A 24,794-nucleotide genomic window follows, 5' to 3' on the forward strand; every position below is an offset into this window, starting at 1 on the left:
AACCGCCTGCCGGGCGGCCCCTTCGTGGGCCATCCTCGTGGCCATGACGCCCGAGCAGCCGCCCGCAGCCGCCTCCCGCGGCCTGGTCCTCACCGTCGTCGCCGTGCTGGTCGTCCTGCTCGCGGTGGTGGCCACCGCGGCGCTCTGGCCGGACGACAGGAAGCCCGCCGCCGCACCGCCGCCCACCCCCACGGCCACCCCGACGCCGACCCCCACCCCGACACCCACGCCCACCCCGACCAAGCCGCCGCCGCCGTACGCCTTCTTCGCGGTCGGCACCTGCTTCGACCACCCGCAGCTGAGCCCGGTGATCACCCGCGCCGAGGAGCGCCCCTGCAGCGGCGAGCACGACGGCGAGGTGATCGCCGACCTCAAACTTGCCGACAACCTGACCGGCGAGATCCCGATCGCCCTCGCCATGCGGGACGGCTGCAAGGAGGCCGAGGCCGCCGCCAAGGCCAGGCAGGCCGACGGAAAGACGTACTACGGGCGCCAGTTCGGCCCGGCCCTGGTCAACTACCAGCAGGGCTGGCGGGACTACACCTGCACCCTCACCGCCGCCAACAAGCAGGGCGGCCCCAAACTCACCGGCCACCTCCGCCCGTAGGCCGGGTCCTGGGGCCCGTCTTCGAACGGAGGACGGGCCATAGGCTTCCACCATGTCGAACCACGCTCTCGCCGAACGCCACCGCCTCGCCGAACTCCTCACCGCCGCAGGGCCGGACGCCCCCACCCTCTGCGCCGGCTGGACCACCCGGGACCTCGCCGCCCACCTGGTGATCCGGGAGCGTCGCCCCGACGCGGCGGCGGGGATCCGGATCACCGCCCTGGCCGCCCGGACCCGGCGGGTGCAGGACGACTACGCCGCGCGGCCGTACGAGGAACTGATCCGCCTCTTCCGCTCCGGCCCGCCGGTCTACTCCCCCTTCGCCCTGCCCGGCGCGGACGAGGCGGCCAACACCGTCGAGTACTTCGTGCACGCCGAGGACGTCCTGCGGGCCGCCGAGGACTGGACCCCCCAGACCGTCCCGCCCGGCCGCGCCGAGGCCCTGTGGCGCCGCCTCCCCATGATCGCCCGCTTCGAGGCCGGCCGCCGCTCCCCCGTCCGCCTGGTCCTCGCCCGCCCCGACGGCCGGTCCCTCACCGTCGGCCCGGCCGGCGCCCCCACCGTCCACGTCACCGGCGACCCGGGCGAACTGGTCCTCTTCACCTACGGCCGCGGCGCCCGCACCACCCTGGACGTGGACGGTGCCCCCGACGCCGTCGAAGCCCTCCGCCACGCCCTGCCGCTGCCCCCGAAGTAGGGCGCCCGAGCGTGCGGCGGGCCCGCCGGTCGGGGCCTTCCCCTGACCGGCGGGCCCGCCGTCCGCCCTGAACTCCGTCACCGGGTCGGGGCCGCAGGGCCCCCGGTCACCAGCCGCCGGAGCCGATCTCGGTGCGGGCGCTCAGGCCGTTGCCGGTGCCCTTGTAGAGGTAGAGCTTCCCGGTCTGCCCCGGGTCGGAGTCGACGGCCGCGAGGTCCCCGATGCCGTCACCGGTGAAGTCAGCGCCCGCGTAGTCGGAGATGCCGTTCCAGCCGGCGGTACCGATCTCGACGCGGTCACCCAGGCCGTGTCCCGTGCCGGGGTACAGCCACAGCTTGCCGGTGGACTTCTCGGTCGCGACGATGTCGTCCTTGCCGTCCTTGTTCATGTCACCGGGGCTGACGATCTTGTTCATGCCGTTCCAGCCGCCGGTACCGATCTCCACCCGCTTGCCGAGGGCCCCGCCGAGGCCGGGGTAGAGGAAGAGCTTGCCGGTCGAGTTCTCGCTCGCCACGACGTCGGCCACGCCGTCGCCGTTGAAGTCGCCCACCGCGGTGTTGTTCATGCCGTTCCAGCCGCCGCTGCCGATCTCGATCCGGCCTTCGACGCCGTGGCCGTTGCCCGGGTACACCCAGAGCTTGCCGGTCGACTTCTCGGTCGCGACGATGTCGTCCCCGCCGTCGCCGTTCAGGTCGCCCACGGCCAGGTTGCTCATGCCGTTCCAGCCGCCGCTGCCGACCAGCACCCGGCTCCCCAGTGCGCCCTTCCCGTTGCCCGGGTAGAGGAACAGCTTGCCGGTCGAGACCTCCACCGCGACCAGGTCCTTCTTGCCGTCGCCGTTGAAGTCACCCGCCGTCAGGTCGGTCATCCCCGGGTCGGCCGGCCCGGCCGGGTACGGGTCAGCGTGGTCGGTCGAGAGCCCGGTGCCGGGGCTGCAGGTCCACGCGCCGGCCCCCTGGTCGGCGAGGATCTTCTCGGCGATCAGGATCTGTTCCTTCTTGGTCGCCTGGTGCGGATAGGCCGCGTACTGGGTGCCGCCGTAGTGCTGCCAGTTGTACTCGGATATCTGCAGGCCGCCGTAGTAGCCGTTCCCGGTGTCGATGGACCAGTTGCCGCTGCTCTCGCAGGCGGCCACCTTGTCCCAGGTGCCGACCGTCGCGGCGCCGGCCGTGCCGGCGAGGGCCAGGGGTGCGAGGCTCAGCGCGAAGACGGCCAGGCTCTTGCGCATACGGGTCTGTGCGGACATGGGTGTTCTCCCCCTGAAGTCGGTGCTGGCGTACGTGGATTCGGGACCGTGCCGGTGCGCTCGGCGGCTCACCAGCCGCCGGAGCCGATCTCGGTGCGGGCGCTCAGGCCGCTGCCGGTGCCCTTGTAGAGGTAGAGCTTCCCGGTCTGCCCCGGGTCGGAGTCGACGGCCGCGAGGTCCCCGATGCCATCACCGGTGAAGTCAGCGCCCGCGTAGTCGGAGATGCCGTTCCAGCCGGCGGTACCGATCTCGACGCGGTCACCCAGGCCGTGTCCCGTGCCCGGGTACAGCCACAACTTCCCCGTCGACGTCTCGGTCGCGACGATGTCGTCCTTGCCGTCCCTGTTCATGTCACCGGGGCTGACGATCTTGTTCATGCCGTTCCAGCCACCGGAACCGATCTCCACCCGGCTCCCCAGACCACTGCCCGTCCCCGGGTACAGCCACAGCTTCCCCGTCGAGTTCTCACTCGCCACGACGTCGTCCTTGCCGTCACCGTTGAAGTCACCGACAGCCGTGTTGTTCATCCCGTTCCAGCCACCGGAACCGATCTCCACCCGGTCACCCACACCACTGCCCGTCCCCGGGTACAGCCACAGCTTCCCCGTCGACTTCTCCGTCGCGACGATGTCGTCCTTGCCGTCCTTGTTCAGGTCACCCACGGCCAGGTTGCTCATCCCGTTCCAACCACCGTTGCCGATCAACACCCGGCTCCCCAGCGCCCCCGTCCCCGTCCCCGGGTACGACCAGAGCTTGCCGGTCGACACCTCGACCGCCACCAGGTCCTTCTTGCCGTTCCCGTTGAAGTCACCCGCCGTCAGGTCGGTCATCCCGGGGTCGTTCACCGGGGCCTTGGCGGCGACGTCGACGTAGTTCCGGTCGATGTTGATGGTGGTCCCGCCGTGCGACTCCGTGACGTTGCCGGCGTACTGGTGGACGCGCTGGTGGTTGGACCAGTACCCCGCCGGGATGTAACCGTCGTCGGTGTCGGCGGCGTTGTTCCAGTTCGCGGACCACGCCACGTCGGGGCGGTCGAAGCTGGACGAGTTGTAGGCGCCGGCCATGTCCTTGATCCCGCTGGACGAGGAACTGTAGACGCCTGAACGGAAGTTGAGCTCGTGCAGTCGGCCGGTCCAGCCCGACAGGTAGTTCAGCACATTGGTGCGGTAGCCGGGCGAGTAGTCCTCCATGTCGGTGTAGAGCACCGTGCCGGTGGTGAAGCCCAGGCCCTTGGCCAGCTTGACGGCGGCCTCCGCCGCGGCCCGGCCCTGACCCTCGGCGCCCGAGGAGGAGATCCCCGCGGCCTGGGTGCCCGCGTAGACGGGCAGCAGGTGCCAGCCGGCGCTGCTCTGCTGCGCCACCCACGACGCGGTGAGGTTGTTCTGCGCGCAGACCCGGGTCGGACCGCCGATGTAGATGCCCACGCCCCGGTACGGCGAGGAGGCCCAGTCCGCCATCGCGCCGGAGGAGGGGGCGGCGCAGGCGTCGAACGCCTTGCCGGTGTAGCCGGTGCCCGGCGTCTCCGACGCGGCCGCCGACGCCCCGGCGGGCGCGGCGAGGGCGCCGGGGACGGCCTTCGGGGGCTGCGGCACGGGGGCCGCGGCGGCGCCGTCGCCGATCGAGGCGGAGGCGAGGATGCGTTGCACCGCGGCGGCCGAGGCGGAGGCGTGACTGGTCGTCACGTAGACGCCGGCGCCCTCGAAGGCCACCCGCGCCTCCTGGCCGTCACTGTCCGGCAGGGTCGGGACGCCGCGGCCGGCCGGCACCGTGACGGTGGCGAGGTCGGCCCGCTCGGCGGAACCGGAGAAGGTCTCGACGACCAGCGCGTCCGCCTTCTCCCCGATCAGGTGGGTCGGGCAGTTCTGGTCCGCGCCGGGGTGGCCGAGGTAGACGGTGTTCCGGTCGAGCCGGACGCAGGTGTCGGGCGCCTGGGCCAGGTCGACCACCGGCCAGCTCGACGGCACCTGGAGCGAAAGCCCCTGGTAGGAAACGGTCTTGACGCTCTGCCCGGCAACAGCGGACTCGGCAGTAGCGGACTCGGCGCCGACGGGCTCGGCCGCCTGGGCGGCGACCTGTCCCAGCGGCAGGGTGACGGTGAGGGCACCGGCCGCCACGGCGAGCGCGGCGACACCCCTCAGACGGTGGTGGTTCACGGATCTCTCCAGGGAAACGGGCAGGGCGGAGCCACCCGGGGACGGATCCGGGCAGGGCGGCGCGCGCAGCAGGTCAGGGAAGGTGAGCGGGGAGGGCCGGGGCGGGCCCGCGCGGTGGTCGCGGGCCCGCCCCCGGTTTCAGCGGCCGGCCGGGCGGCCGGGGGCGGCCGGCGGAGCCGGCGTGGGGACTACCAGCCGCCGGAGCCGATCTCGGTGCGGGCGCTCAGGCCGCTTCCGGTGCCCTTGTAGAGGTAGAGCTTCCCGGTCTGCCCCGGGTCGGAGTCGACGGCCGCGAGGTCCCCGATACCGTCACCGGTGAAGTCCGCACCCGCGTAGTCGGAGATCCCGTTCCAGCCCGCGGTACCGATCTCCACCCGGTCACCCAGACCGCGCCCCGTACCCGGGTACAGCCACAACTTCCCCGTCGACGTCTCGGTCGCGACGATGTCGTCCTTGCCGTCCTTGTTCATGTCACCAGGGCTGACGATCTTGTTCATGCCGTTCCAGCCACCGGAACCGATCTCCACCCGGCTCCCCAGACCACTGCCCGTCCCCGGATACAGCCACAGCTTCCCCGTCGAGTTCTCACTCGCCACGACGTCGTCCTTGCCGTCACCGTTGAAGTCACCGACAGCCGTGTTGTTCATCCCGTTCCAGCCACCGGAACCGATCTCCACCCGGTCACCCACACCACTGCCCGTCCCCGGGTACAGCCACAGCTTCCCCGTCGACTTCTCCGTCGCGACGATGTCGTCCTTGCCGTCCCTGTTCAGGTCACCCACGGCCAGGTTGCTCATGCCGTTCCAACCACCGTTGCCGATCAGCACCCGGCTCCCCAGCGCCCCCGTCCCCGTCCCCGGGTACGACCAGAGCTTGCCGGTCGACACCTCGACCGCCACCAGGTCCTTCTTGCCGTTCCCGTTGAAGTCACCCGCCGTCAGGTCGGTCATCCCGGGGTCGGACGGACCGTCCTCGCGGATGGACTTGTTGCGGACCGGCACGAAGGTGCCGTAGCCGGAGAAGTACGGGTAGGGGATCTCGCGGTAGTGGACGCCGCTGCCGGTGAACTCGTAGCCCATGTAGTGGCTGGAGTCGGTCCACTTCTCGAACAGCACCACGTGGCCGTGGGCCCCGCTGTCGTCGTTGAGCAGCGCGTCGCCGGCCTTGAGGTCGCCCTTGTCGATGTGCTCCGTGACGCCCCGAGGGCCGAAGGTGTCGGTGGTCAGCGAGTCGTCGAGCTTCCAGGCCATCGAGACGTAACCCGAGCAGTCGGTGCGGTAACCGTTGTGCGAGCCGGTCCAGCTGTAGTCGAGGCCTATGCCGACCCAGGTCTTGGCGCGCCGGATCGCCTCGCTGCGGGAGACCGCCGGGGCCAGGACGGACGCGGCCGCCGACGACCCGTCAGCGGCGGGCGCCTGGGCGACCCCGACCGGCTGGCCGGCGCCCCCGTACTCGCCGCCCGCGACCGCGGTGCCGGCGACGGGGGCGGGGGCGGGATCGGCGGCGAACGCCGTGCCGCCCTGGACGACCAGGCCGAGCGAGAGCGAACCGGCCAGCCCGAGGGCGGCGGCGGACGTGCGGAGATAAGCCCTGCGGGACATGCGTACTCCTGAAAATGGCATCGAAAGGACCGGCGCGGCGCGACGGCGCCCGGATCACCGGAAGAGGGAGCGCCGGACGGACTCCGGCAGGAAGCGGACGGCCGTCAGCCGGCGACGGAAACGTGCCAGGACTGGAAGGCCGGAGACCGCGCGATGGCGGCGGAACAGATGGCCAGCGAAAGGGCGGGGGCGTTGTCGCCACTCCCGCCGCTGGTGAAGACGACGAGGTCGATGGAGTCCTGACGGGCCCTCGACTGGACGTGCTCCAGGCCGCCGAAGGGATCGGCGTGGGCCCAGAGCACGTCCTTCAGGACATGGGCGTCGGCAGCGGTCGGCGGACGCCGGTCGGGGCTCGTCAGGGTGAGGCGGACAATGTGCATCTGGCTCGGTTCGAGCGGCCGGTGACGGCGAAGTCGGCGGCGGTCACTTCTTGTTGTCCCAGCTGATGCTGCCCGGGTCACCCAGACCGCCCTTGCCGCCCCCGGTGCGGACGGGGGCGCCCTCACCCGGGTCGCCCGCGCCGGGGTCGCTCGCCGCGGACACGCCCGCCGCGCCGGCCGGTGCGCTGGCCGGTGCGGCGGCGAAGGCGGTGGCGGTCGGCAGAGCGAGCGTGGCCACCATTGCCGCAGCCGCGAGGACACCGGGAACGCGAGCGGTAATCCGCATGGAGAACAACCCCCTGTTGATGATCGGTCGGTGCGTCGGACGCCGGCTGGTTCCCGCCGTCCCGCCGGCCCGGGGTTCGGCGCCCCCGGCTCGGTGATTCCCATCCTGCAAGCCCCGGGCGGTGCTGCGGAAGGCCTTGCCCGAGGCATCATCAGGCCAGGCAGCATGGCGCCACCCCAGCCGCCCCGGCCACCTCTGCCGCCCTTTCAGCCCCTTCAACCCCTTCCGCCCCGGACGCCTCCGCAGCCCCCTCCGCCGCTCCGACGCATCGTCAGATCTCCTTGCACACACATTTGTAAGCTGTGAGAATCTTGTCGACGGCCTTGACATGAGCTGGCCGCGCGCATCGCCGAGTCCGGGGGGAATCGTGCTCGAAGTGCTGGGACTGGACCCTACGGCGGAGGCCGTCTACGCGGCCCTGCTGGTCGAGCCCGGGTGCGGGGTCACCGTCCTGTGCCGCCGCCTCGGCCTCTCCGAGACCGCCGTCAGAGAGGCCCTCGACCAACTCGCGGACCTGACGCTGCTGCGCCCCTCCCAGGAGGTCTCGGGCGCGCTGCGCCCGGTCAGCCCGGCGATCGGCCTGGAGGCCGTCATCCGCCGCCAGGAGGACGACCTCGCCCGCCGCCAGCAGGAGCTGGCCGCCAGCAAGGCCGCCGTGGCGCGGGCCGTGGCCGCCTACGCGGACCTGGTGCCCAACACCACCTCGGACGCCACCGAGCGCCTGGTCGGGATGGACGCGATCCAGGCCAAGCTCGAGATGCTGGCGCGCGACCTCCGGGAGGAGTTCCTCGCCGCGATCTCGGGCGGCGCGCAGTCCCAGGCGAGCATGGACGCCGCCCGTCCGCTCGACCAGGACGCGCTGGAGCGCGGCGTCACCATGCGGACGCTCTACCAGGACAGCGTCCGCAACGACCAGGCCACCCACGCGTACGCCCAGTGGCTCACCGAGCTCGGCGGCCAGGTGCGGACGGCGCCCCTGCTGCCGCCCCGGCTGCTGGTCTTCGACCGGCACACCGCCGTCGTCCCGATCGACCCGACGCAGACCAGGCTCGGGGCGCTGTGCACCAGCGAGCCCGGGCTGGTCGCCTCGCTGGTCGCCCTGTTCGAACAGGCCTGGTCCACCGCCGTACCGCTCGGCGCCGACCAGCCCACCCACCACGACACCGGCCTCACCGCGGCCGAGCGCGACCTGCTCCGGCTGCTCGGGACGGGCCTGACCGACGAGGCCGCCGGCAAGCGGCTCGGCATCTCGGTGCGGACCGTACGCCGCCAGATGTCCGCCCTCATGGAGCGGCTCGACGCCGCCAGCCGCTTCGAGGCCGGCCTCAAGGCGGCACAGCGCGGCTGGCTGTAGGCGGCGGCGCCGCAGGCGCACCCACAGAGCCCCGCCCCGCCCCGCGTGCGGACGTCCGTGCCCGGGTGCGGATGTCAGTGCCCGGGTGCAGACTCGCAGGTGGCCGGGGAGGGGGCGTGCGCGCGCCCGACGGAACCTCCCCGGTCACTCTCCGTCGAAGGGGCACCACTCCATGCTCACCACCGACTTCCCCACCGGATCCCCCTGCTGGATCGACCTCGGCAGCCCGAACATCCCGGCCACCGCCGAGTTCTACAACAAGGTCTTCGGCTGGACCTTCCAGGAGGTCCCCGAGGCCGGCGGTTACGGCTTCCTCCAGCTGAACGGCAAGACCGTCGGCGCCCTCGGCAACCTGGACGCGGGGGCCCGGTCCGCCTGGACGACGTACTTCCGCAGCGAGGACGTGGACGCCACGGTGAAGGCCGCCGAGCAGGCCGGCGCCACCGTCCGGGTACCGCCGATGGACGTCATGCAGGAGGGCCGGTTCGCCGCGCTCACCGATCCGCAGGGCGCCGAGTTCGCGGTCTGGCAGGCGGGGAACACCAAGGGGCTGGACGCCGTCTCCGAGGACGACACCCTGGTCTGGTCCGAACTGCACACCTCGGACCAGGACGGGGCCTTCGGGTTCTACCAGCGGCTGTTCGCCTGGCGGGTGGAGAACTTCGAGCCGTCGCCGGGGATGACCTACCGGGTGATCTCGACCGCCGAGGGCGACCAGCAGGCCACCAGCTTCGGCGGCATCGCCCCGACGATGACCCCGGACCAGCCCTCCGCGTGGACTCCGTACTTCGCGGCCGCCGACGTGGACGCGGTGATCGCCAAGGCGACGGCGGCGGGCGGCTCGGTGCTGATGCCGGCCTCGGACGTGGAGAACGTCGGCCGGCTGGCCTGGCTGGCGGACCCGAACGGCGCCCCGTTCGCCCTGATCAAGGGCGAGCCGCGGGAGTCCTGAGAACGCGAGCGGGGCCCGCGGTTCCGAGGAACCGCGGGCCCCGAGCTCCGCACGGGTCGACGCATGGCTCGACGCACGGGTCGACGCGGGTCACCGCACCGGGTGCCCGGCCTCCCGCAGCGCGCCCTTGACCTCGCCGATCCGCAGGTCCCCGAAGTGGAAGACGCTGGCGGCCAGCACCGCGTCCGCGCCCGCTTCGACGGCGGGTGCGAAGTCGGCGAGCTTGCCGGCGCCGCCGGAGGCGATCACCGGCACCGAGACGGCCTTGCGCACGGCCCGGATCATCCCCAGGTCGTAGCCGTCCTTGGTGCCGTCCGCGTCCATCGAGTTGAGCAGGATCTCCCCCGCGCCCAACTCGGCCGCGCGGCCCGCCCATTCGACGGCGTCCAGGCCGGTGCCCCGGCGCCCGCCGTGGGTGGTCACCTCGAAGCCCGACTCGGTTTCCGTGCCGGGCGGGCAGCGCCGGGCGTCGACCGAGAGCACCAGCACCTGCCGGCCGAACCGCCGGGCGATCTCCCGGACCAGCTCCGGGCGGGCGATCGCGGCGGTGTTGACGCCGACCTTGTCGGCGCCGGCCCGCAGCAGCTTGTCCACGTCCTCGACGGCGCGGATGCCGCCGCCGACGGTGAGCGGGATGAAGACCTGCTCGGCGGTGCGGCGGACCACGTCGTAGGTGGTCTCGCGGTCGCCGGAGGAGGCGGTGATGTCGAGGAAGGTCAGTTCGTCGGCGCCCTCGGCGTCGTAGAGCTTGGCCATCTCGACCGGGTCGCCGGCGTCGCGCAGGTTCTGGAAGTTGACGCCCTTGACCACCCGCCCGGCGTCCACGTCCAGGCAGGGGATGACTCGTACGGCGAGGGTCACGGCTGTTGGCCTTCCAGGGTCTTTGCCAGCCCGGAGCGGTACGCGTCGAGCTCGATCTCGACCATCATCCGGGAGTCGATCAGGCCCTCGACCACCACCATGGTGGCCACCGGGCGTGCGGCGTCGAAGAGTTCGCGGTGGGCGCGGCCCACTTCCTCGGCGTCGCGGACGTGGGTGATGTACATCCGGGTGCGGACCACGTCGTCCGCGGTCAGACCGTACGCGGCCAGGGCCTTGAGCCCGACGCCGAACGCGGCGAGGGTCTGCCGGTACGGGTCGCCCTCGTGCTCGATCCGGCCGTCCACCCAGGCGGTGGAGCCGGCCACGTGCACATGGTCCCCCGCCGCGATGGCCCGGGAGTAGCCGAACTCGTCCTCCCAGGGGGAGAATCCGCCGACACGTCCGCGTACGATCCGACCGTCCGTCATCCTGAAACCGCCTCCAGGGCCTCTTCGAGGGTGAACTTCTGCTCGTAGAGTGCCTTGCCCACGATGGCACCCTCGACACCCTCGCCAACGAGGGAGGCGATGGCGCGCAGGTCGTCCAGCGAGGAGACGCCGCCGGAGGCGACGACGGGGCGGTCGGTGGCGGCGCAGACGTCGCGCAGCAGCTGCAGGTTGGGGCCGGTCAGGGTGCCGTCGCGGTTGACGTCGGTGACGACGTAGCGGGCGCAGCCCTCCTGGTCGAGGCGCGCCAGCACGTCGAAGAGCTGGCCGCCGTCGCGGGTCCAGCCGCGGCCGCGCAGGGTGGTGCCGACCACGTCCAGGCCGACCGCGATCTTGTCGCCGTGCTCGGCGATGGCCTTGGCGACCCACTCGGGGGCCTCCAGGGCGGCGGTGCCGAGGTTGACCCGGGTGCAGCCGGTGGCGAGGGCGCGGGCGAGCGACTCGTCGTCGCGGATGCCGCCGGACAGCTCGACCTTGATGTCCAGCCGGCCGGTGACGTCGCGCAGCAGCTCGTAGTTGGAGCCGGTGCCGAACGCGGCGTCGAGGTCGACCAGGTGCAGCCACTCGGCGCCGGCGTTCTGCCAGGCGAGAGCGGCGGCCAGCGGCTCGCCGAAGGAGGTCTCGGTGCCGGATGCGCCCTTGACCAGGCGGACGGCCCGGCCGTCGCGGACGTCGACGGCGGGAAGCAGTTCGAGGCGGCTCATCAGTAGCAACTCTCAGACAGTCAGAGGGTGTTGACCCAGTTGGTCAGCAGGGCGGCGCCGGCGTCGCCGGACTTCTCGGGGTGGAACTGGGTGGCCCACAGCGGACCGTTCTCGACGGCCGCGACGAACGGCTGCCCGTGCGTGGCCCAGGTGACCAGCGGCGGGTTGATCCGCGCGCTGTGGCTCTCCAGCTCCCAGTGCCGCACGCCGTAGGAGTGCACGAAGTAGAAGCGGGTCTCCGGGTCGAGGCCGGCGAACATCCGGGTGCCCTCGGGCACGTCCACGGTGTTCCAGCCCATGTGCGGGACGACCGGGGCCTCCAGCGGTTCGACGGTGCCCGGCCACTCGTCGCAGCCGGCCGTCTCCACGCCGTGCTCGACCCCCTTCTCGAAGAGGATCTGCATGCCGACGCAGATGCCCATGACCGGGCGGCCGCCGGCCAGGCGGCGGCCGATGATCCAGTCCCCGCGGACCGACTTCAGCCCGCGCATGCAGGCCTCGAAGGCGCCCACGCCGGGGACGAGCAGGCCGTCCGCGGCCATCGCGGTGTCGTAGTCGGAGCTGACCGTGACGTTCGCCCCGGTCCGCTCCAGGGCGCGCTGCGCGGAGCGGAGGTTGCCGGAGCCGTAGTCGAGGACGACGACGTTCTTGCCCATGTTCAGGTGTCCAGTCTCTCTACGACGGGTCTTACAGGCGCATGAGGCCGGAGGCCAGGCACATCACGGCACCGAACGCCAGCACCAGGATGACGCCCTTCGACTGCTTCTGCTTCCAGAAGGAGATCACCCCGCCGACCAGGAACAGGCCGACGAAGACGAGGATCATCGCAGAGTTGTTCACAGCGCACCCTTGGTCGACGGGAGGATGCCGGCCGCGCGCGGGTCGCGCTCGGCGGCGTAGCGCAGCGCACGGGCCAGCGCCTTGAACTGGCACTCCACGATGTGGTGGGCGTTGCGCCCGTACGGCACGTGGACGTGCAGCGCGATCTGCGCCTGGGCCACGAAGGACTCCAGGATGTGCCGGGTCATCGTGGTGTCGTAGCTGCCGATCATCGGCGCCATGTCGGGCTCGGTGTGCACCAGGTAGGGCCGGCCGGAGAGGTCCACGGTGACCTGGGCGAGCGACTCGTCCAGCGGCACCGTGCAGTTGCCGAAGCGGTAGATGCCGACCTTGTCGCCGAGCGCCTGCTTGAAGGCGGCGCCGAGCGCGAGGGCGGTGTCCTCGATGGTGTGGTGGGTGTCGATATGCAGGTCGCCGTCGGTCTTGACGGTGAGGTCGAACAGACCGTGCCGGCCGAGCTGGTCGAGCATGTGGTCGTAGAACCCGACGCCCGTGGAGATGTCGGTCTTGCCGGTGCCGTCGAGGTCTATCTCGACCAGGACGGAGGTCTCCTTGGTGGTGCGCTCGACGCGTCCGATGCGGGACATACGGGGTTACAGCTCCTTGATCACGGTGCGGACGGCGTCCAGGAAGGCGTCGTTCTCGGCGGGCGTGCCGGCGGTGACGCGCAGCCACCCGGGCACGCCGTTGTCGCGGACCAGGACACCCTGGTCGAGGATGGCCTGCCAGACGGCGTGGGTGTCGGCGAAGCGGCCGAACTGGACGAAGTTGGCGTCCGAGTCGGTCACCTCCAGGCCCATCCCGCGCAGTGCGTCGACCAGCCGGTCGCGCTCCTCCTTGAGCCGGCCGACGTACCCGAGCAGGGTGTCGGTGTGCTCCAGGCAGGCCAGCGCGGTGGCCTGGGTGACGGCGGAGAGGTGGTACGGCAGGCGGACCAGCTGGACGGCGTCCACCACCGCCCGGTCGGCGGCCAGGTAGCCCAGGCGCAGTCCGGCCGCGCCGAAGGCCTTGGACATGGTGCGGCTGACCACCAGGTTGGGGCGGCCCTCGATCAGCGGCAGCAGCGAGGCCCGGTGCGAGAACTCGACGTACGCCTCGTCGACGACGACCAGGCTGGGCCGGGCGGCCTGGGCGGCCTCGTACAGCCGCAGCACGGTGTCGGCCTCGACGGCGGTGCCGGTCGGGTTGTTCGGCGAGCAGATGAAGACCACGTTCGGCCGGTGCTCGGCGATGGCCGCGAGAGCGGCGTCCACGTCGATGGTGAAGTCGTCGTTGCGCGGGCCGGAGATCCAGGCGGTGCCGGTGCCCCGGGAGATCAGCGCGTGCATCGAGTACGAGGGCTCGAAGCCGAGCGCGCTGCGGCCGGGGCCGCCGAAGGTCTGCAGCAGCTGCTGGAGCACCTCGTTGGAGCCGTTGGCGGCCCACACCTGCTCGCGCACGACCGGGAAGCCGGTGGTGCGGGTCAGGTACGCCGCCAGGCCCTCGCGCAGCTCGACCGCGTCCCGGTCGGGGTAGCGGTTCAGCCCGCGGGCGGCGTCGGCGACGCGCTCGGCGATCCGGGCCACCAGCTCCTCGGGCAGCGGGTACGGGTTCTCGTTGGTGTTCAGCTGGACGGGGACGTCCAACTGCGGCGCGCCGTACGGGGACTGGCCGCGCAGCTCGTCCCGGATGGGGAGATCGTCGATGGCGGTCACGAGCCGGGCACCGTCCAGTCGAAGCGGGCCTTGACGGCGTCGCCGTGGCCGGGGAGGTCCTCGGCGTTCGCCAGGTTGACCACGTGCGCGGCGACGTCCGCCAGGGCGTCCCGGTCGTACTCGACGACCTGGACGCCGCGCAGGAAGGTCTGCACCGACAGTCCGGAGGAGTGGCAGGCGCAGCCGCCGGTCGGCAGCACGTGGTTGGAGCCGGCCGCGTAGTCGCCCAGCGAGACCGGGGTCCACCGGCCGATGAAGATCGCGCCCGCGTTGACGACGCGCGCGGCCACGGCGTGCGGGTCGCGGGTCTGGATCTCCAGGTGCTCGGCCGCGTACGCGTTGACCACGGCGAGGCCCTGGGTCAGGTCGTCGACCAGGATGATGCCGGACTGCTTGCCGCCCAGCGCCTCGGCGACCCGCTCACTGTGCTTGGTCCGGGCGACCTGCTCGGCCAGCTCGGCCTCGACCGCGTCGGCGAGCGCCGGGGAGTCGGTGACCAGCACCGAGCCGGAGGTCGGACCGTGCTCGGCCTGGCTGATCAGGTCGGCGGCGACGTCGGACGGCAGCGCGCTGTCATCGGCGAGGACGGCGATCTCGGTCGGGCCGGCCTCGGAGTCGATGCCGATCCGGCCGGCGAAGTAGCGCTTGGCGGCGGCCACGTAGATGTTGCCCGGGCCGGTGACCATGTTCACCGGCGCGCACTCCTCGGTGCCGAGGGCGAACATCGCGACGGCCTGGGCGCCGCCGACGGAGTAGACCTCGTCCACACCGAGCAGGGCGCAGGCCGCCAGGATGGTCGGGTGGACGCGGCCGTCGAACTCCTTCTGCGGCGGGGAGGTCACCGCGATGCCGCGGACGCCCGCCTCCTGGGCCGGCACCACGTTCATCACGACGGAGGACGGGTAGACCGCCAGACCGCCCGGCACGTACAGCCCGACCCGCTCGACCGGCACCCAGCGCTGGGTGACCGTGCCGCCCGGCACCACCTGGGTGGTGTGCCCGGTGCGGCGCTGGTCGGCGTGCACGGCGCGGGCCCGGCGGATCGACTCCTCCAGGGCGGCGCGCACCTTCGGGTCCAGCGTCTCCAGGGCCTCGGTCAGCTGCTCGGCCGGCACCCGGGTGGACTCCAGGCGGACGCCGTCGAAGCGCTCGGTGATCTCGATCAGCGCCGCGACCCCGCGATGGCGTACGTCCTCGGCGATCGGCCGCACCTTCTCCAGGGCGGCCGCGACGTCGAACTCGGCACGGGGCAGCAGGTCACGCGGGTCGTCGAGCGAGCCGCGGAGGTCGATTCGAGAGATCACGCCACCCAGTGTAAGGAGTGACCGGAATCGCTGGTCCCTCATTTCAGTCCGTGATACGAAAGGCGAGACGACCGGGGGACGGGGGAAACCATGGCGGATCGCGCTCCAGAGGGCTGGACCGCTACCGAACGCGAGGTCTGGGAGGCCTACCACCAGGGCGAGATCCTGGACCTCCGTAGTGGCGAAGCCGACACCGACGACCCCTTCGGCGACGCCGTCTGGGGCGCCCGGCGCACCGTCCGCGCCGAGGTGCTCGCCCACCTGCTGCTGGTCGGCCCGGAGCCCGCACCCGGGCACGTCGCCTCACTGCGCCTCAGCGGCGTCCTGGTCACCGGCGCGCTCAACCTGGCCGGCGCCGCCATCGGCGCCTACGTCGAGCTCCACAACTGCCGCTTCGAGCACAAGATCCTCATCTCCGAGGCGGCGGCCTCCACGCTGCGCTTCGTGAACTGCCTGATCCCCCGGCTGGAGGCCTCCCGGCTCTCCACCACCGGCGACCTCCACCTCGCCCGCTGCCGCTTCCGCGACGGCATCCGGCTCACCGACGCCCGGATCGGCACCGACCTGCTGCTCAACCAGGCCGTCATCGGCGGTGACCGTTACGGCCGCGCCGTCTCCGCCGACGGGATCACCGTCAACCAGGACTTCGAGGCCGAACGGATGGAGACCACGGGCGAGTTGAGCATCCGCACGGCCCGGATAGGCGGCCGGCTCTCGCTCCGCGGCGCCCAGCTGCGCGCCGACCGGCAGCTCAACCGCACCTGCCTCAACGCCGTCCGGGTCACCGTCGGCCACACCCTCTACCTGACCGGCTCGGCCGACCTCGGCTGGGTCGGCTCCCGCGGCTACTACGGCTCCGGGTACGGCGAGAACCCGCCGCCCGACGGCCCCGTCACCCCCTTCCGCGCCTTCGGCCGGGTCCGGCTCTCCGACAGCCGCTTCGACGGCGCCTGCCTGATCTCCGGCGAATTCCACCTGGAGGACGACGACGAACTCTCGCTGCGCCGCATCCACACCCCCGAGCTGCGCTTCACCTGCAAGTTCCGCCCCACCGGCACCGTCTCACTCTCCCGCGCCCGGGTCGGCAACCTGGTCGACACCCCGGGGGCCTGGCCGCTCGGCAAGCACCTGGGCCTCACCGGCTTCGTCTACGAGAACCTGCGCCCGAGCACGGCCTTCCCGGTCCAGGACCGGATCGCGTGGCTGGAGGGCTCCTCCGTCGAGTTCCAGCCCGAGTCCTACGAGCAGCTGGCCGCCGCCCTGCGCCGCGACGGCGCCGACGACGACGCCCGCGAGGTGCTGTACGCCAAGCAGCGCCGCCGTCGTCGGACCCTGCCGCTGCCCGCCCGGATCTGGGGCGCCGTCCAGGACCTCACCGTCGGCTACGGCTACCGCCCCGGCCGGGCGGGCCTGTGGCTGCTGCTCGCCTGGATCCTCGGCAGCTTCTGGTTCGCCACCCACCCGCTGGACCCGCTCAAGGCCGACGAGCGCCCGCACTGGAGCCCGGTGCTCTACACCCTCAACCAGCTGCTGCCGATCGTGGACCTCAACCAGGGCGGCTGGAACCCGGGCGGCCTCTCCCAGTGGATCTCCGCCGCACTGGTGATCATCGGCTGGCTGCTCGCCTCCACCGTCGTCGCCGGCGCCACGCGGATGCTCCAGCGCGGGTAGCTCGGACGGCTCGGGGGGCGCCGACGGGGCGGACGGCCCGGGTGACGCCGATGCCGCCGATGGCGCCGATCGTCGCGGGCGAGCGACGAACGCCGGGTCGGGGGAACTACGCTGTCCGCCGTGACAGAACGGCTGCCGCTCTTCCCGCTGAACACCGTGCTCTACCCGGGCCTGGTGCTGCCCCTGAACGTCTTCGAGGAGCGCTACCGCCGTCTCGTCGCCGACCTGCTCGAACAGCCCGAGGACACGCCGCGGCGCTTCGGCATCCTCGCGATCAAGGACGGCCGCGAGGTCGCCCCGGTCCGGGCCGAGGAGGGCCCGGCCGGCCCGCTCGACGGCCTCGGCACCGTCACCGGGGACCCGCTGGAGGCGATCTTCCCCGTCGGCTGCGTCGCCGACGTCGCCTCCGCCGAGCACCAGCCGGACGGCCGCTACGAGCTCCTGGTCACCGGCACCACCCGGTTCCGGCTGCGCTCGGTGGACGCCTCCGGTCCGTACCTGACCGGCGAGATCGAGCCGATCGAGGAGCGCCCCGGCGAGGGCTCCGGCGCCCTGGCCGCCGAGGTCGAGCGGGCGTTCCGGGTGTACCAGAAGCGCCTCGCCGGCGCCCGCGAGGCCAGCACCGTCGGCCGCCAGGACCTGCCCGACGACCCGCAGGTGCTCTCCTACCTGGTCGCCGCCGCCTCGGTGTTCGAGACCCCGGTCAAGCAGCGGCTGCTCGCCTGCCCGGACACCGCCCAGCGCCTGCGCACCGAACTCGACCTGCTGCGTCGCGAGACCGCCGTCCTCACCTGGCTGCCCTCGCTGCCCGCCGTCGACCTCACCCGCCAGTCCTTCAGCCCCAACTGACCCAGGAGCCCCAGGACCCCGCATGGCCAAGAAGACCAAGAAGGGCGGCCAGGGCACGCCCGCCACCGTCGCCCTGGAAGCCGCCGCCGTCCCGTTCACCGTGCACGCCTACGACCACGACCCGGCCGCCGCCTCCTACGGCGGCGAGGCGGCCGAGGTCCTCGGCGTGGCCGCCGAACGCGTCTTCAAGACCCTGGTGGCCGACGTGGACGGCACCCTCACCGTCGGTGTGGTCCCCGTCGCCGGCCAGCTCGACCTCAAGGCCCTGGCCTCGGCCGTCGGCGGCAAACGCGCCGCCATGGCCGACCCCGCCGCCGCCGAACGCAGCAGCGGCTACGTCCTGGGCGGCATCTCCCCCCTGGGCCAGCGCCGCCCCCTGCGCACCGTCATCGACGCCAGCGCCCTCGCCCACCCCACCGTCTACGTCTCGGCGGGCCGCCGGGGCCTGGAGGTGGAACTCGCCCCCACCGACCTCGTCACCCTCACCAACGCCCGGACCGCCCCCATCGCCCGCTGACCGCCCCACCACCCCCGGGGCCGCGAGGAACCGCACCGACCGGAAAGCCCCCGGGAAACGCCGCAGGGCGGAAGCCCCGGGGCCCGTACCGGACCACCGACCTTCCGCCCTGCCACCAAACCTCAGACCCGGTCCTGCGGCCCCTGCGGCCCCGCGGACCCCACCGGCCCCACCGACCCACCCGGAGCCTGCGCCGCAGGCGCCCAGTACGGCGGCGGGTCCTCCTCCCGCTTCCCGACCGCCGCCGACAGCGCGAGCAGCACCACCATCGCCGCCATCGGCCACACCAGCAGCGCCCCCAGCGCCCCCAGGTCGATGTTCGCGTCGAAGTGTCCGCCGTTGCCGACCCGCCGGGCCTCCCCGATCAGGTCCTTGCCCGGCCCGAGCCACTGCCCGATCCGCCAGGCCCCCACCGACCCGAGCAGTCCGCCGACGGCCAGCCCCAGCGCGACCGCGATGCCGCCCCCGCGCCGCCGGGTGACCAGGAAGGCGCCGAGCGCGGTCAGGATCCCCGCGCCCAGGCCGATGATCGCGAACACCGCGTCGGCCCCGGCCCGCTGCTCGCCCTCGGGGTCCAGGTAGAGGATCCGGTCCCCGTCCACGACCAGCGGCACCTTCGGCGCCAGCCACGCCCAGAGCGCGGCCATCACCAGCCCGGCCACCAGGCAGGTGACGACGACCCCGGCCCCGATCCGCACCTCCGGCAGCAGCCGCTGCACCAGCGAGGTCCCCTGCGTGTCGGACGCGACGGGCGCGGGCCACTGCGGAGGCGCGTACGGGTCGGACACGGCGTCGGGCGCGGCGCCGGGCACGGCGTCTTCCGGCGCCGCCTGCACATCGGCGTGGGCGGGATCCGGAGGTGTGTTCGGTACGGTCACAGGCCCCATCGTTTCACGACAGCCCCCGGAACGGCCCAACCACCCGTTCGGCCCTTACCGGGAGACGGCCCGCCGGTACGCCCAGGTGGCCAGGGCCAGCGACACCACGCCCACCCCGGCGCACACCCCCAGGTCCGCGAGCACCATCGCCCAGTCCGGGTCCGGCGTGAAGGTCCGCGCGAAGGCCTCCACCCCGTACGTGGACGGCAGCAGGTCCCGCAGCCACAGCACCGGCTGCGGCAGGTGGTCGACCGGCAGCACGCCGAGCAGCAGCGCGGCGGACATCCCGAGCTGTCCGAGCATGGTCGCGATCTCCTGCCGGGGTGCCAGCAGCCCGCAGGCGGCCCCCAGCCCGGCCAGCGCGGCCCCGGCGAGCGGCACGACCGCCAGCAGCACCCACAGCTGCCCGAGCGGCAGCCCGAACATGACGGCCCCGACGGCCGCCGTGACGACCGTCCCGGGCAGTGTGAACGAGGCGTACGCGGCGGCCGCCCCGAGCACCACCGAGGCCGCCGGCACCGGCAGCGTCGCGTAGTGGTCGAGGCCGCCCGTGGCCCGGAGCTTGCCGAAGTACTGGGCGAGCAGGTTCAGCGCGACGAACGCCACCACCAGCACGCTCGCCCCGGCGACCACCGACCGCGCCGCCGAGGACTGCCCGGCCTCCACGACGCCCCGCATCATCACCAGGATGCCGAGGGACTGGAAGGTGGCGACGAACAGCAGCGGGATCCGCGCGACCCGCGCCCGGGCGAGCTGCGCCCGGTACACGGCGGCGAGGGCCGGCAGCAGCCTGGCCGCGGGGGCCAGCGGGGCGGGCCCGGCCGAGGTCCGGCCGGTCCGGGGCGGCACCGAGAGCAGAGTCACTTGGCCAGTCCTCCGTGGCGGCCGCCCAGCTTGAGGTACGCGTCCTCAAGGCTCGGGGTGGCGAGGGTGAAGTCGTCGAGCGCGGCGAAGGCCGGGCCGGTGGTGACGGCGGCGACCAGTTCGCGGGCCTGCTCGGGGGTGGTGCGGACGGTCCATCGGCGGCCGGTGCACTCGGCCCGCTCGCGCAGCGCGGCGACGGCGGGCACGCCGACCGGCGCCTCGTCGCGCCAGACCAGGTCGAGCCGGACGTCGCCGTCCACGAGCGCCTTGAGTCCGCCGGGCGTGTCGCAGGCGATGACCCGGCCGTCGTCCACCACGGCGACCCGGTCGAGCACCGTCTCCGCCTCGATCACGTTGTGGGTGACCAGCAGCACGGTCGTCCCGTGCTCGGCGCGCCGCCGGTCGACGGCGCTCCACACGGCCCGCCGGGCGACGGGGTCCATGCCGGTGGTCGGCTCGTCGAGGACGAGCAGTGGCCGGTCCCCGACCAGGGTGGCCGCGAAGCAGGCGAGCCGTCGCTGCCCGCCGGACAGCTTGGCGAGCGGCCGTGCGGCGATGGCCGTCAGCCCGAGCTCGTCCAGGACGTTCCCGGCCGCGCTCCGGGCCCGGGCCCGGTCGAGCCCGCGCAGCCGTCCGGTCGTCTCGGCGGCGAGCGCGACCGTCAGTTCGTCCAGCGCGGTGGATTCCTGCCCGAGGTAGCCGAGCAGCCGGGCGGCCCGCTCGGGGTGCCGCACGATGTCGTGGCCGAGGAGTTCGACCGTTCCGGAGTCGGGGCGCAGCAGCCCGGTGATCTGGCGGACCAGCGTGGACTTGCCGGCGCCGTTGGGTCCGAGCAGCCCGAAGATCTCGCCCTGCCGGACGGTGAGGCTGATCCCGTCGTTGGCCCGGATCTCTGTGGCGGCCGCGCCGCGCCCGCTGCGGTAGGTCCTGACCAGGTCGCGCACGACGACGCACGGCGGGGTTTCCTCGGGTGCTCGCCCGGCCGTCTCACTCACGACCGAAGACTCTACGCGCTCGTACGGGCGAACCGGACACGGGGCCCGGTCGCCGGAAGCCGCGGTCACACCCGGCTGCCGGTCGGGCGGCCGTCCGTCACCGTCCCGGTCGTCCCGGGCGGCGCCTCGGCCGCCGTGCCGGCCGCCGCCTCAGTCGTCGACGACCATCGTTCCGCCGGGCACCCTCGCGGCCATCTCCTTCCAGAACCCGGCCCGGATGGCGTAGCGGTCGTGCTCGTCGATCTGGTCGTCCTTGTGGGCGAGCAGGCCGAAGCGGGCGGCGTAGCGGAGCAGCTCGCCGTCGACGCGGTGCGGGATGCGCGGGTAGTCGGGCCACAGCACGGTGAGCCGTTCGAAGTCGCCGATCCGGTCGCTCCAGCGGCGGGCGAAGACCTGCCCGACCTCGTGGGCGTCCCCGCCGATGGAGGTGATGTCCTCCTCGCGGTCGGCCCAGCGTTGTTCGGCGGTGGTGAGCTGGGCGAGCGTGGGCAGGTTGTCGCCGGCGGTGACGGCGGGTTCCGGGGTGGGCCGGTCGACCCAGCCGCGGTCGGAGGACCACCGCAGCACCGGCCCGGCCTGTGCGACGGCGCCGTGGCCGTTCGCCCCGTGGCCGTTCGCGCCGTGCCCGTTCGCCCCGTGCCCGTTCGTACCGTGGCCGCCGTGCCCGTTGACCGCGTGGCCGGCCGGCCCGTGCCCGTTCGCCGCCGGGGTGATCGGTGTGACGGCCGGGGACCGCCCGGCCAGGTCCTTCGGTGTCGGGACGACCTTGAGCGCGGCCGCAGACTGTGGCCGCCCGTCGGCGGCCGGGGCGGTCGCGCTCGCCGCCACCGCGGCCACCGCCGCGGGGCGGACCGTCGGCGCCACCCCCGGCACCACACCGGGCAGCGCGGCGGGCGGGGCGGCGAGGATCTTGGCGATCTCCTGCCGTGCCCCGGGCGCCGGGAAGAGGTTGGAGTTGTCCCGCAGCGAGAACGAGCCCTCGATCCACTCCCGGTCCAGCACCCGCCGTTCGTCCGCTTCGCCGACCAGGTCCTCGGACTGGTTGAAGTCACCGTCGGCGGCCTGCAGTGCCCAGAGGTGGACGGCGACGCCGTGCTCCTTGGCGGTCATCATGCCGGGCAGCAGGTCACCGTCCCCGGTGATCAGCACGACGTCGGCGCAGGCCCGGTTGCGGGCGAGTTCGGAGAGCTCGGCGTGCATCGCGGCGTCCACGCCCTTCTGCACCCAGCGCCCCTCGGCCCGGGTGAGCGCTCCGAGCCGTACGGTGACCCGGGGCAGGACGCGCAGCCGACGGTGCTCGGGCATCGGGCGGCGGTCGGGTGCGGCGTCGAACCAGTAGATGCGCAGCAGTGGCAGTCCGGTCTCGGCCTCGGCGCGCTCGCGCAGGGCGGTGATGAGGGCCGTGTGGTTCACCGTGACCTTGGACCGGGATGGATCCCCCGCGAGCAGGCTGGCGGCGGCGCCCAGCAGGTATCCGGCGTCCACCAGGACGACACAGCGGTCCATCGCGCACCTCTTTTCGCTCGCCCTCGGAATCAGTCGGGTGGGGTCGTTCGGGGTGGGCGGTCCGCCCGCCGTACGGGCGTGCCGAGGTGAGGGGCCCCCGTCGTCGCCCGATCGTTGGGTCACCTTTTACCCGGGGTTCGCCCGCCGAACCTTGCCGGATGTCCCGGTACCGCAACAGCCGCCCCAACGGAGCGCAAAGAACGCGAAGGCGGGCCCCGTTCAACGACGGAGCCCGCCCGAGGTCACGCGGCGGTGTACCGGCCCGCGGGCCCGGGGTCCGCCCCCGGGCGCCGGGTTCCGGGGTTTTCAGGCCTTGAGCTCGGCGGCGACCAGCTCGGCCAGCTGGACGGCGTTGAGCGCGGCGCCCTTGCGCAGGTTGTCGTTCGAGACGAACAGCGACAGGCCGTTGTCCACGGTCTCGTCCACCCGGATGCGCCCGACGTAGCTCGGGTCCTGGCCCGCGGCCTGCAGCGGGGTGGGGATGTCGGACAGCTCGACGCCGGGGGCGGCGGTGAGCAGCTCGACGGCGCGCTCGGGGCTGATCGGGCGCTCGAAGCGGGCGTTGATCTGCAGCGAGTGGCCGGAGAAGACCGGGACGCGCACGCAGGTGCCGGCGACCTTCAGCTCCGGGATGCCGAGGATCTTGCGGCTCTCGTGGCGGAGCTTCTGCTCCTCGTCGGTCTCGTTGGAGCCGTCCTCGACGATGGAGCCGGCCAGCGGCACCACGTTGAAGGCGATCGGGCGCTGGTAGACCTGGGGCTCGGGGAACTCGACCGCGGCGCCGTCGTGGGCGAGCGCGGCGGCGCCGTCGATGACCTTGGAGGCCTGGCCCTGCAGCTCGGCGACGCCGGCGACGCCGCTGCCGGAGACGGCCTGGTAGGTGGAGACGATCAGCGCGGCCAGGCCGGCCTCCTCGTGCAGCGGGCGCAGCACGGGCATGGCGGCCATGGTGGTGCAGTTCGGGTTGGCGATGATGCCCTTGGGGCGGTCCGCGATGGCCTCGGGGTTGACCTCGGAGACGACCAGCGGGACCTCGGGGTCGCGGCGCCACGCGGAGGAGTTGTCGATGACGACGGCACCGGCCGCGGCGACCTTGGGGGCGAGGGCCTTGGAGGTGGCGCCGCCGGCGGAGAAGATCACGATGTCGAGGCCCGTGTAGTCGGCCGTGGCCGCGTCCTCGACGGTGACCTCGGTGCCCTGCCAGGGCAGGGTGCGCCCGGCCGAGCGGGCCGAGGCGAACAGCCGCAGCTGCTCCACCGGGAAGTTACGGTCCGCCAGGATCTCGCGGACCACGCTGCCGACCTGGCCGGTGGCACCGACAATGCCGATCTTCATTCCGACTACTCCTCTGAATGGTGCTGTTCACAGCCGCACTCCGCCCATCATGCCTTGTCACGCGGGTGGGGCGACCTGCCGTTCCACTGCTTGAGAGGGGGGAGCCACGGCGTGAGAGGCCCCTCCGGACAGACCCCTAGTGGTCCAGACCACTCACCAGGTCGAGCGCCGCGCGGACCTCCGCTCCTCCCGCCGGGAGGAGCGGCAGCCGGACGTCCGGGGTCGGGATCCGCCCCTGGGCGTGCAGCACGCCCTTGGTGACCGCCGGGTTCGGCGCCGCGAAGGCGGCCAGGGCCAGGCCGGTCAGCCGGTGTCCGAGCGTCCGCGCCCGGTCGACGTCCCCGGTCTGCCAGGCCTGCGCCAGCTCCACGAACCGGCCGGTGGCCAGATGGGCGGAGGCGAGGATGCCGCCGGCCGCGCCGAGCGCCATCATCGGCGAGAGGAAGGCGTCCTCCCCGGCCAGTACCGCGAACCCCGCGGGGGCGTCGGCGAGCAGCTCCACACCCGCCTGGTCCAGCCCGCCGGTCGCGTACTTGACGCCCACCACGCCCTCGATCGCGGCGAGTTCGCGCAGCGCGGCGGCCGACAGCTGCTGCCCGGTGCGGTACGGGATGTGGTAGAAGACCAGCGGCAGCGGGCTGCTCGCGGCCAGCGCCCGGAAGTGCGCGACCGTCCCCGCCTCGCCGGGCCGCACGAACGCCGGGACGGTGACCAGCGCGGCCGCGGCCTGCGGTACCCGTGCGCCGAGCGCGGCGAGCGACTCGGCGGTCGCCCGGGTGTCCCCGCCGTGCGCGCCGACGATCAGCCGCGCCCCACGCGTGGCGCAGGCGGCCGCGGCGACGTCCACCACCGCGTCCCGCTCCTGCGCGCTCAGCGCGGCCGGCTCGCCGGTGGTGCCGAGCGCGACCAGCCCGGCCGCACCGGCGTCGAGCACCTCGTGCGCGAGCTTCTCCAGCGCGTCGAGGGCGACGGTGCCGTCGGCGGCGAACGGTGTGACGAGGGGGACGTAGATGCCCTTGAGTTCCATGCTCACGATCCTGCGGCCGGCCGTCAC

General features: G+C 73.1%; 26 protein-coding genes. 7 read left to right on the plus strand and 19 right to left on the minus strand.

The window, feature by feature from the left end; all coding sequences use genetic code 11:
• Positions 1 to 43: 43 nt before the first annotated feature.
• Both ABTY56_RS32365 and ABTY56_RS32370 read left to right on the plus strand, forming a co-directional pair.
• Positions 44 to 607, plus strand: coding sequence for a hypothetical protein (locus ABTY56_RS32365; protein WP_350632932.1), 564 nt, complete (start codon positions 44 to 46; stop codon positions 605 to 607).
• Between the two features lie 52 nt (positions 608 to 659).
• Positions 660 to 1,304 (plus strand): TIGR03085 family metal-binding protein, encoded by a 645-nt coding sequence (locus ABTY56_RS32370; RefSeq protein ID WP_350632933.1) that lies wholly within the window; start codon positions 660 to 662, stop codon positions 1,302 to 1,304.
• A gap of 106 nt (positions 1,305 to 1,410) precedes the next feature.
• Here the strand turns inward: ABTY56_RS32370 and ABTY56_RS32375 are convergent, their stop codons facing one another.
• The 5 genes from ABTY56_RS32375 to ABTY56_RS32395 form a co-directional block, all read right to left on the minus strand.
• Positions 1,411 to 2,550 (minus strand): FG-GAP-like repeat-containing protein, encoded by a 1,140-nt coding sequence (locus ABTY56_RS32375; RefSeq protein ID WP_350632934.1) that lies wholly within the window; start codon positions 2,548 to 2,550, stop codon positions 1,411 to 1,413.
• 68 nt (positions 2,551 to 2,618) lie between these two features.
• Positions 2,619 to 4,703 carry a glycoside hydrolase domain-containing protein gene (locus ABTY56_RS32380; RefSeq protein ID WP_350632935.1) on the minus strand — a complete coding sequence of 695 codons (2,085 nt, stop codon included), beginning with the start codon at positions 4,701 to 4,703 and terminating at the stop codon, positions 2,619 to 2,621.
• A 188-nt stretch (positions 4,704 to 4,891) separates the two neighbouring features.
• Entirely contained in the window at positions 4,892 to 6,304 is a 1,413-nt protein-coding gene (locus tag ABTY56_RS32385; RefSeq protein WP_350632936.1) for a C40 family peptidase, read from the minus strand.
• Between the two features lie 104 nt (positions 6,305 to 6,408).
• A complete protein-coding gene (locus tag ABTY56_RS32390; protein ID WP_350632937.1) occupies positions 6,409 to 6,684 on the minus strand; it encodes a hypothetical protein in 276 nt (91 codons plus the stop codon).
• Positions 6,685 to 6,727: 43 nt separating this feature from the next.
• Complete coding sequence (locus ABTY56_RS32395) at positions 6,728 to 6,925, minus strand: hypothetical protein (protein ID WP_350632938.1); 198 nt, start codon at positions 6,923 to 6,925, stop codon at positions 6,728 to 6,730.
• Between the two features lie 412 nt (positions 6,926 to 7,337).
• On the opposite strand from ABTY56_RS32395, the gene ABTY56_RS32400 reads away from it, so the two are divergent.
• Complete coding sequence (locus ABTY56_RS32400) at positions 7,338 to 8,324, plus strand: LuxR C-terminal-related transcriptional regulator (protein WP_350632939.1); 987 nt, start codon at positions 7,338 to 7,340, stop codon at positions 8,322 to 8,324.
• 172 nt (positions 8,325 to 8,496) lie between these two features.
• Positions 8,497 to 9,276 carry a VOC family protein gene (locus tag ABTY56_RS32405; RefSeq protein WP_350632940.1) on the plus strand — a complete coding sequence of 260 codons (780 nt, stop codon included), beginning with the start codon at positions 8,497 to 8,499 and terminating at the stop codon, positions 9,274 to 9,276.
• A gap of 90 nt (positions 9,277 to 9,366) precedes the next feature.
• Here the strand turns inward: ABTY56_RS32405 and hisF are convergent, their stop codons facing one another.
• The 8 genes from hisF to hisD are packed head-to-tail and all read right to left on the minus strand — an operon-like array spanning position 9,367 to position 15,125.
• Entirely contained in the window at positions 9,367 to 10,137 is a 771-nt protein-coding gene (gene hisF / locus ABTY56_RS32410; RefSeq protein ID WP_350632941.1) for an imidazole glycerol phosphate synthase subunit HisF, read from the minus strand.
• A complete protein-coding gene (locus ABTY56_RS32415) occupies positions 10,134 to 10,565 on the minus strand; it encodes a RidA family protein (RefSeq protein WP_350632942.1) in 432 nt (143 codons plus the stop codon). Before ABTY56_RS32415 ends, hisF begins: the two co-directional genes overlap by 4 nt.
• Positions 10,562 to 11,287 (minus strand): bifunctional 1-(5-phosphoribosyl)-5-((5-phosphoribosylamino)methylideneamino)imidazole-4-carboxamide isomerase/phosphoribosylanthranilate isomerase PriA, encoded by a 726-nt coding sequence (gene priA / locus ABTY56_RS32420; RefSeq protein WP_350632943.1) that lies wholly within the window; start codon positions 11,285 to 11,287, stop codon positions 10,562 to 10,564. Before priA ends, ABTY56_RS32415 begins: the two co-directional genes overlap by 4 nt.
• 20 nt (positions 11,288 to 11,307) lie before the next feature.
• The gene (hisH, locus tag ABTY56_RS32425; protein ID WP_350632944.1) at positions 11,308 to 11,943 is read right to left on the minus strand and encodes an imidazole glycerol phosphate synthase subunit HisH; all 636 of its coding nucleotides are present in this window, start codon (positions 11,941 to 11,943) and stop codon (positions 11,308 to 11,310) included.
• A gap of 31 nt (positions 11,944 to 11,974) precedes the next feature.
• Positions 11,975 to 12,127, minus strand: a complete 153-nt coding sequence (locus ABTY56_RS32430; protein ID WP_350632945.1) for a CG2302 family histidine operon protein — start codon at positions 12,125 to 12,127, stop codon at positions 11,975 to 11,977.
• Positions 12,124 to 12,714: an imidazoleglycerol-phosphate dehydratase HisB gene (hisB, locus tag ABTY56_RS32435; RefSeq protein ID WP_350632946.1), complete on the minus strand. Its 591-nt coding sequence runs from the start codon at positions 12,712 to 12,714 to the stop codon at positions 12,124 to 12,126. Before hisB ends, ABTY56_RS32430 begins: the two co-directional genes overlap by 4 nt.
• A gap of 6 nt (positions 12,715 to 12,720) precedes the next feature.
• Positions 12,721 to 13,821 carry a histidinol-phosphate transaminase gene (locus tag ABTY56_RS32440; protein WP_350632947.1) on the minus strand — a complete coding sequence of 367 codons (1,101 nt, stop codon included), beginning with the start codon at positions 13,819 to 13,821 and terminating at the stop codon, positions 12,721 to 12,723.
• Positions 13,818 to 15,125, minus strand: coding sequence for a histidinol dehydrogenase (hisD, locus tag ABTY56_RS32445; protein WP_350632948.1), 1,308 nt, complete (start codon positions 15,123 to 15,125; stop codon positions 13,818 to 13,820). Before hisD ends, ABTY56_RS32440 begins: the two co-directional genes overlap by 4 nt.
• A 90-nt stretch (positions 15,126 to 15,215) precedes the next feature.
• On the opposite strand from hisD, the gene ABTY56_RS32450 reads away from it, so the two are divergent.
• The 3 genes from ABTY56_RS32450 (at position 15,216) to ybaK (ending at position 18,162) form a co-directional block, all read left to right on the plus strand.
• Positions 15,216 to 16,796, plus strand: coding sequence for an oxidoreductase (locus ABTY56_RS32450; RefSeq protein WP_350632949.1), 1,581 nt, complete (start codon positions 15,216 to 15,218; stop codon positions 16,794 to 16,796).
• A gap of 120 nt (positions 16,797 to 16,916) precedes the next feature.
• Entirely contained in the window at positions 16,917 to 17,645 is a 729-nt protein-coding gene (locus ABTY56_RS32455) for an LON peptidase substrate-binding domain-containing protein (RefSeq protein WP_350632950.1), read from the plus strand.
• Between the two features lie 22 nt (positions 17,646 to 17,667).
• A complete protein-coding gene (ybaK, locus tag ABTY56_RS32460; protein ID WP_350632951.1) occupies positions 17,668 to 18,162 on the plus strand; it encodes a Cys-tRNA(Pro) deacylase in 495 nt (164 codons plus the stop codon).
• A 122-nt stretch (positions 18,163 to 18,284) separates the two neighbouring features.
• Here the strand turns inward: ybaK and ABTY56_RS32465 are convergent, their stop codons facing one another.
• From ABTY56_RS32465 to ABTY56_RS32490, 6 genes are all read right to left on the minus strand, one after another.
• Entirely contained in the window at positions 18,285 to 19,040 is a 756-nt protein-coding gene (locus ABTY56_RS32465) for a hypothetical protein (protein ID WP_350632952.1), read from the minus strand.
• Positions 19,041 to 19,094: 54 nt separating this feature from the next.
• On the minus strand, positions 19,095 to 19,904 hold the full coding sequence (locus ABTY56_RS32470; RefSeq protein ID WP_350632953.1) for an ABC transporter permease: 810 nt from the start codon (positions 19,902 to 19,904) through the stop codon (positions 19,095 to 19,097).
• Positions 19,901 to 20,899 carry an ABC transporter ATP-binding protein gene (locus ABTY56_RS32475; RefSeq protein WP_350632954.1) on the minus strand — a complete coding sequence of 333 codons (999 nt, stop codon included), beginning with the start codon at positions 20,897 to 20,899 and terminating at the stop codon, positions 19,901 to 19,903. The genes ABTY56_RS32470 and ABTY56_RS32475 overlap by 4 nt, the downstream gene beginning before the upstream one ends.
• A gap of 150 nt (positions 20,900 to 21,049) precedes the next feature.
• A complete protein-coding gene (locus ABTY56_RS32480; protein ID WP_350632955.1) occupies positions 21,050 to 22,405 on the minus strand; it encodes an NYN domain-containing protein in 1,356 nt (451 codons plus the stop codon).
• A gap of 306 nt (positions 22,406 to 22,711) precedes the next feature.
• A complete protein-coding gene (locus tag ABTY56_RS32485; protein WP_350632956.1) occupies positions 22,712 to 23,740 on the minus strand; it encodes an aspartate-semialdehyde dehydrogenase in 1,029 nt (342 codons plus the stop codon).
• 136 nt (positions 23,741 to 23,876) lie between these two features.
• The gene (locus ABTY56_RS32490) at positions 23,877 to 24,767 is read right to left on the minus strand and encodes a dihydrodipicolinate synthase family protein (RefSeq protein WP_350632957.1); all 891 of its coding nucleotides are present in this window, start codon (positions 24,765 to 24,767) and stop codon (positions 23,877 to 23,879) included.
• Positions 24,768 to 24,794 lie beyond the last annotated feature (27 nt).

Origin of the sequence: Kitasatospora sp. NPDC097691, from assembly GCF_040302665.1 — a bacterium.
Classification (GTDB): Bacteria; Actinomycetota; Actinomycetes; order Streptomycetales; family Streptomycetaceae; genus Kitasatospora.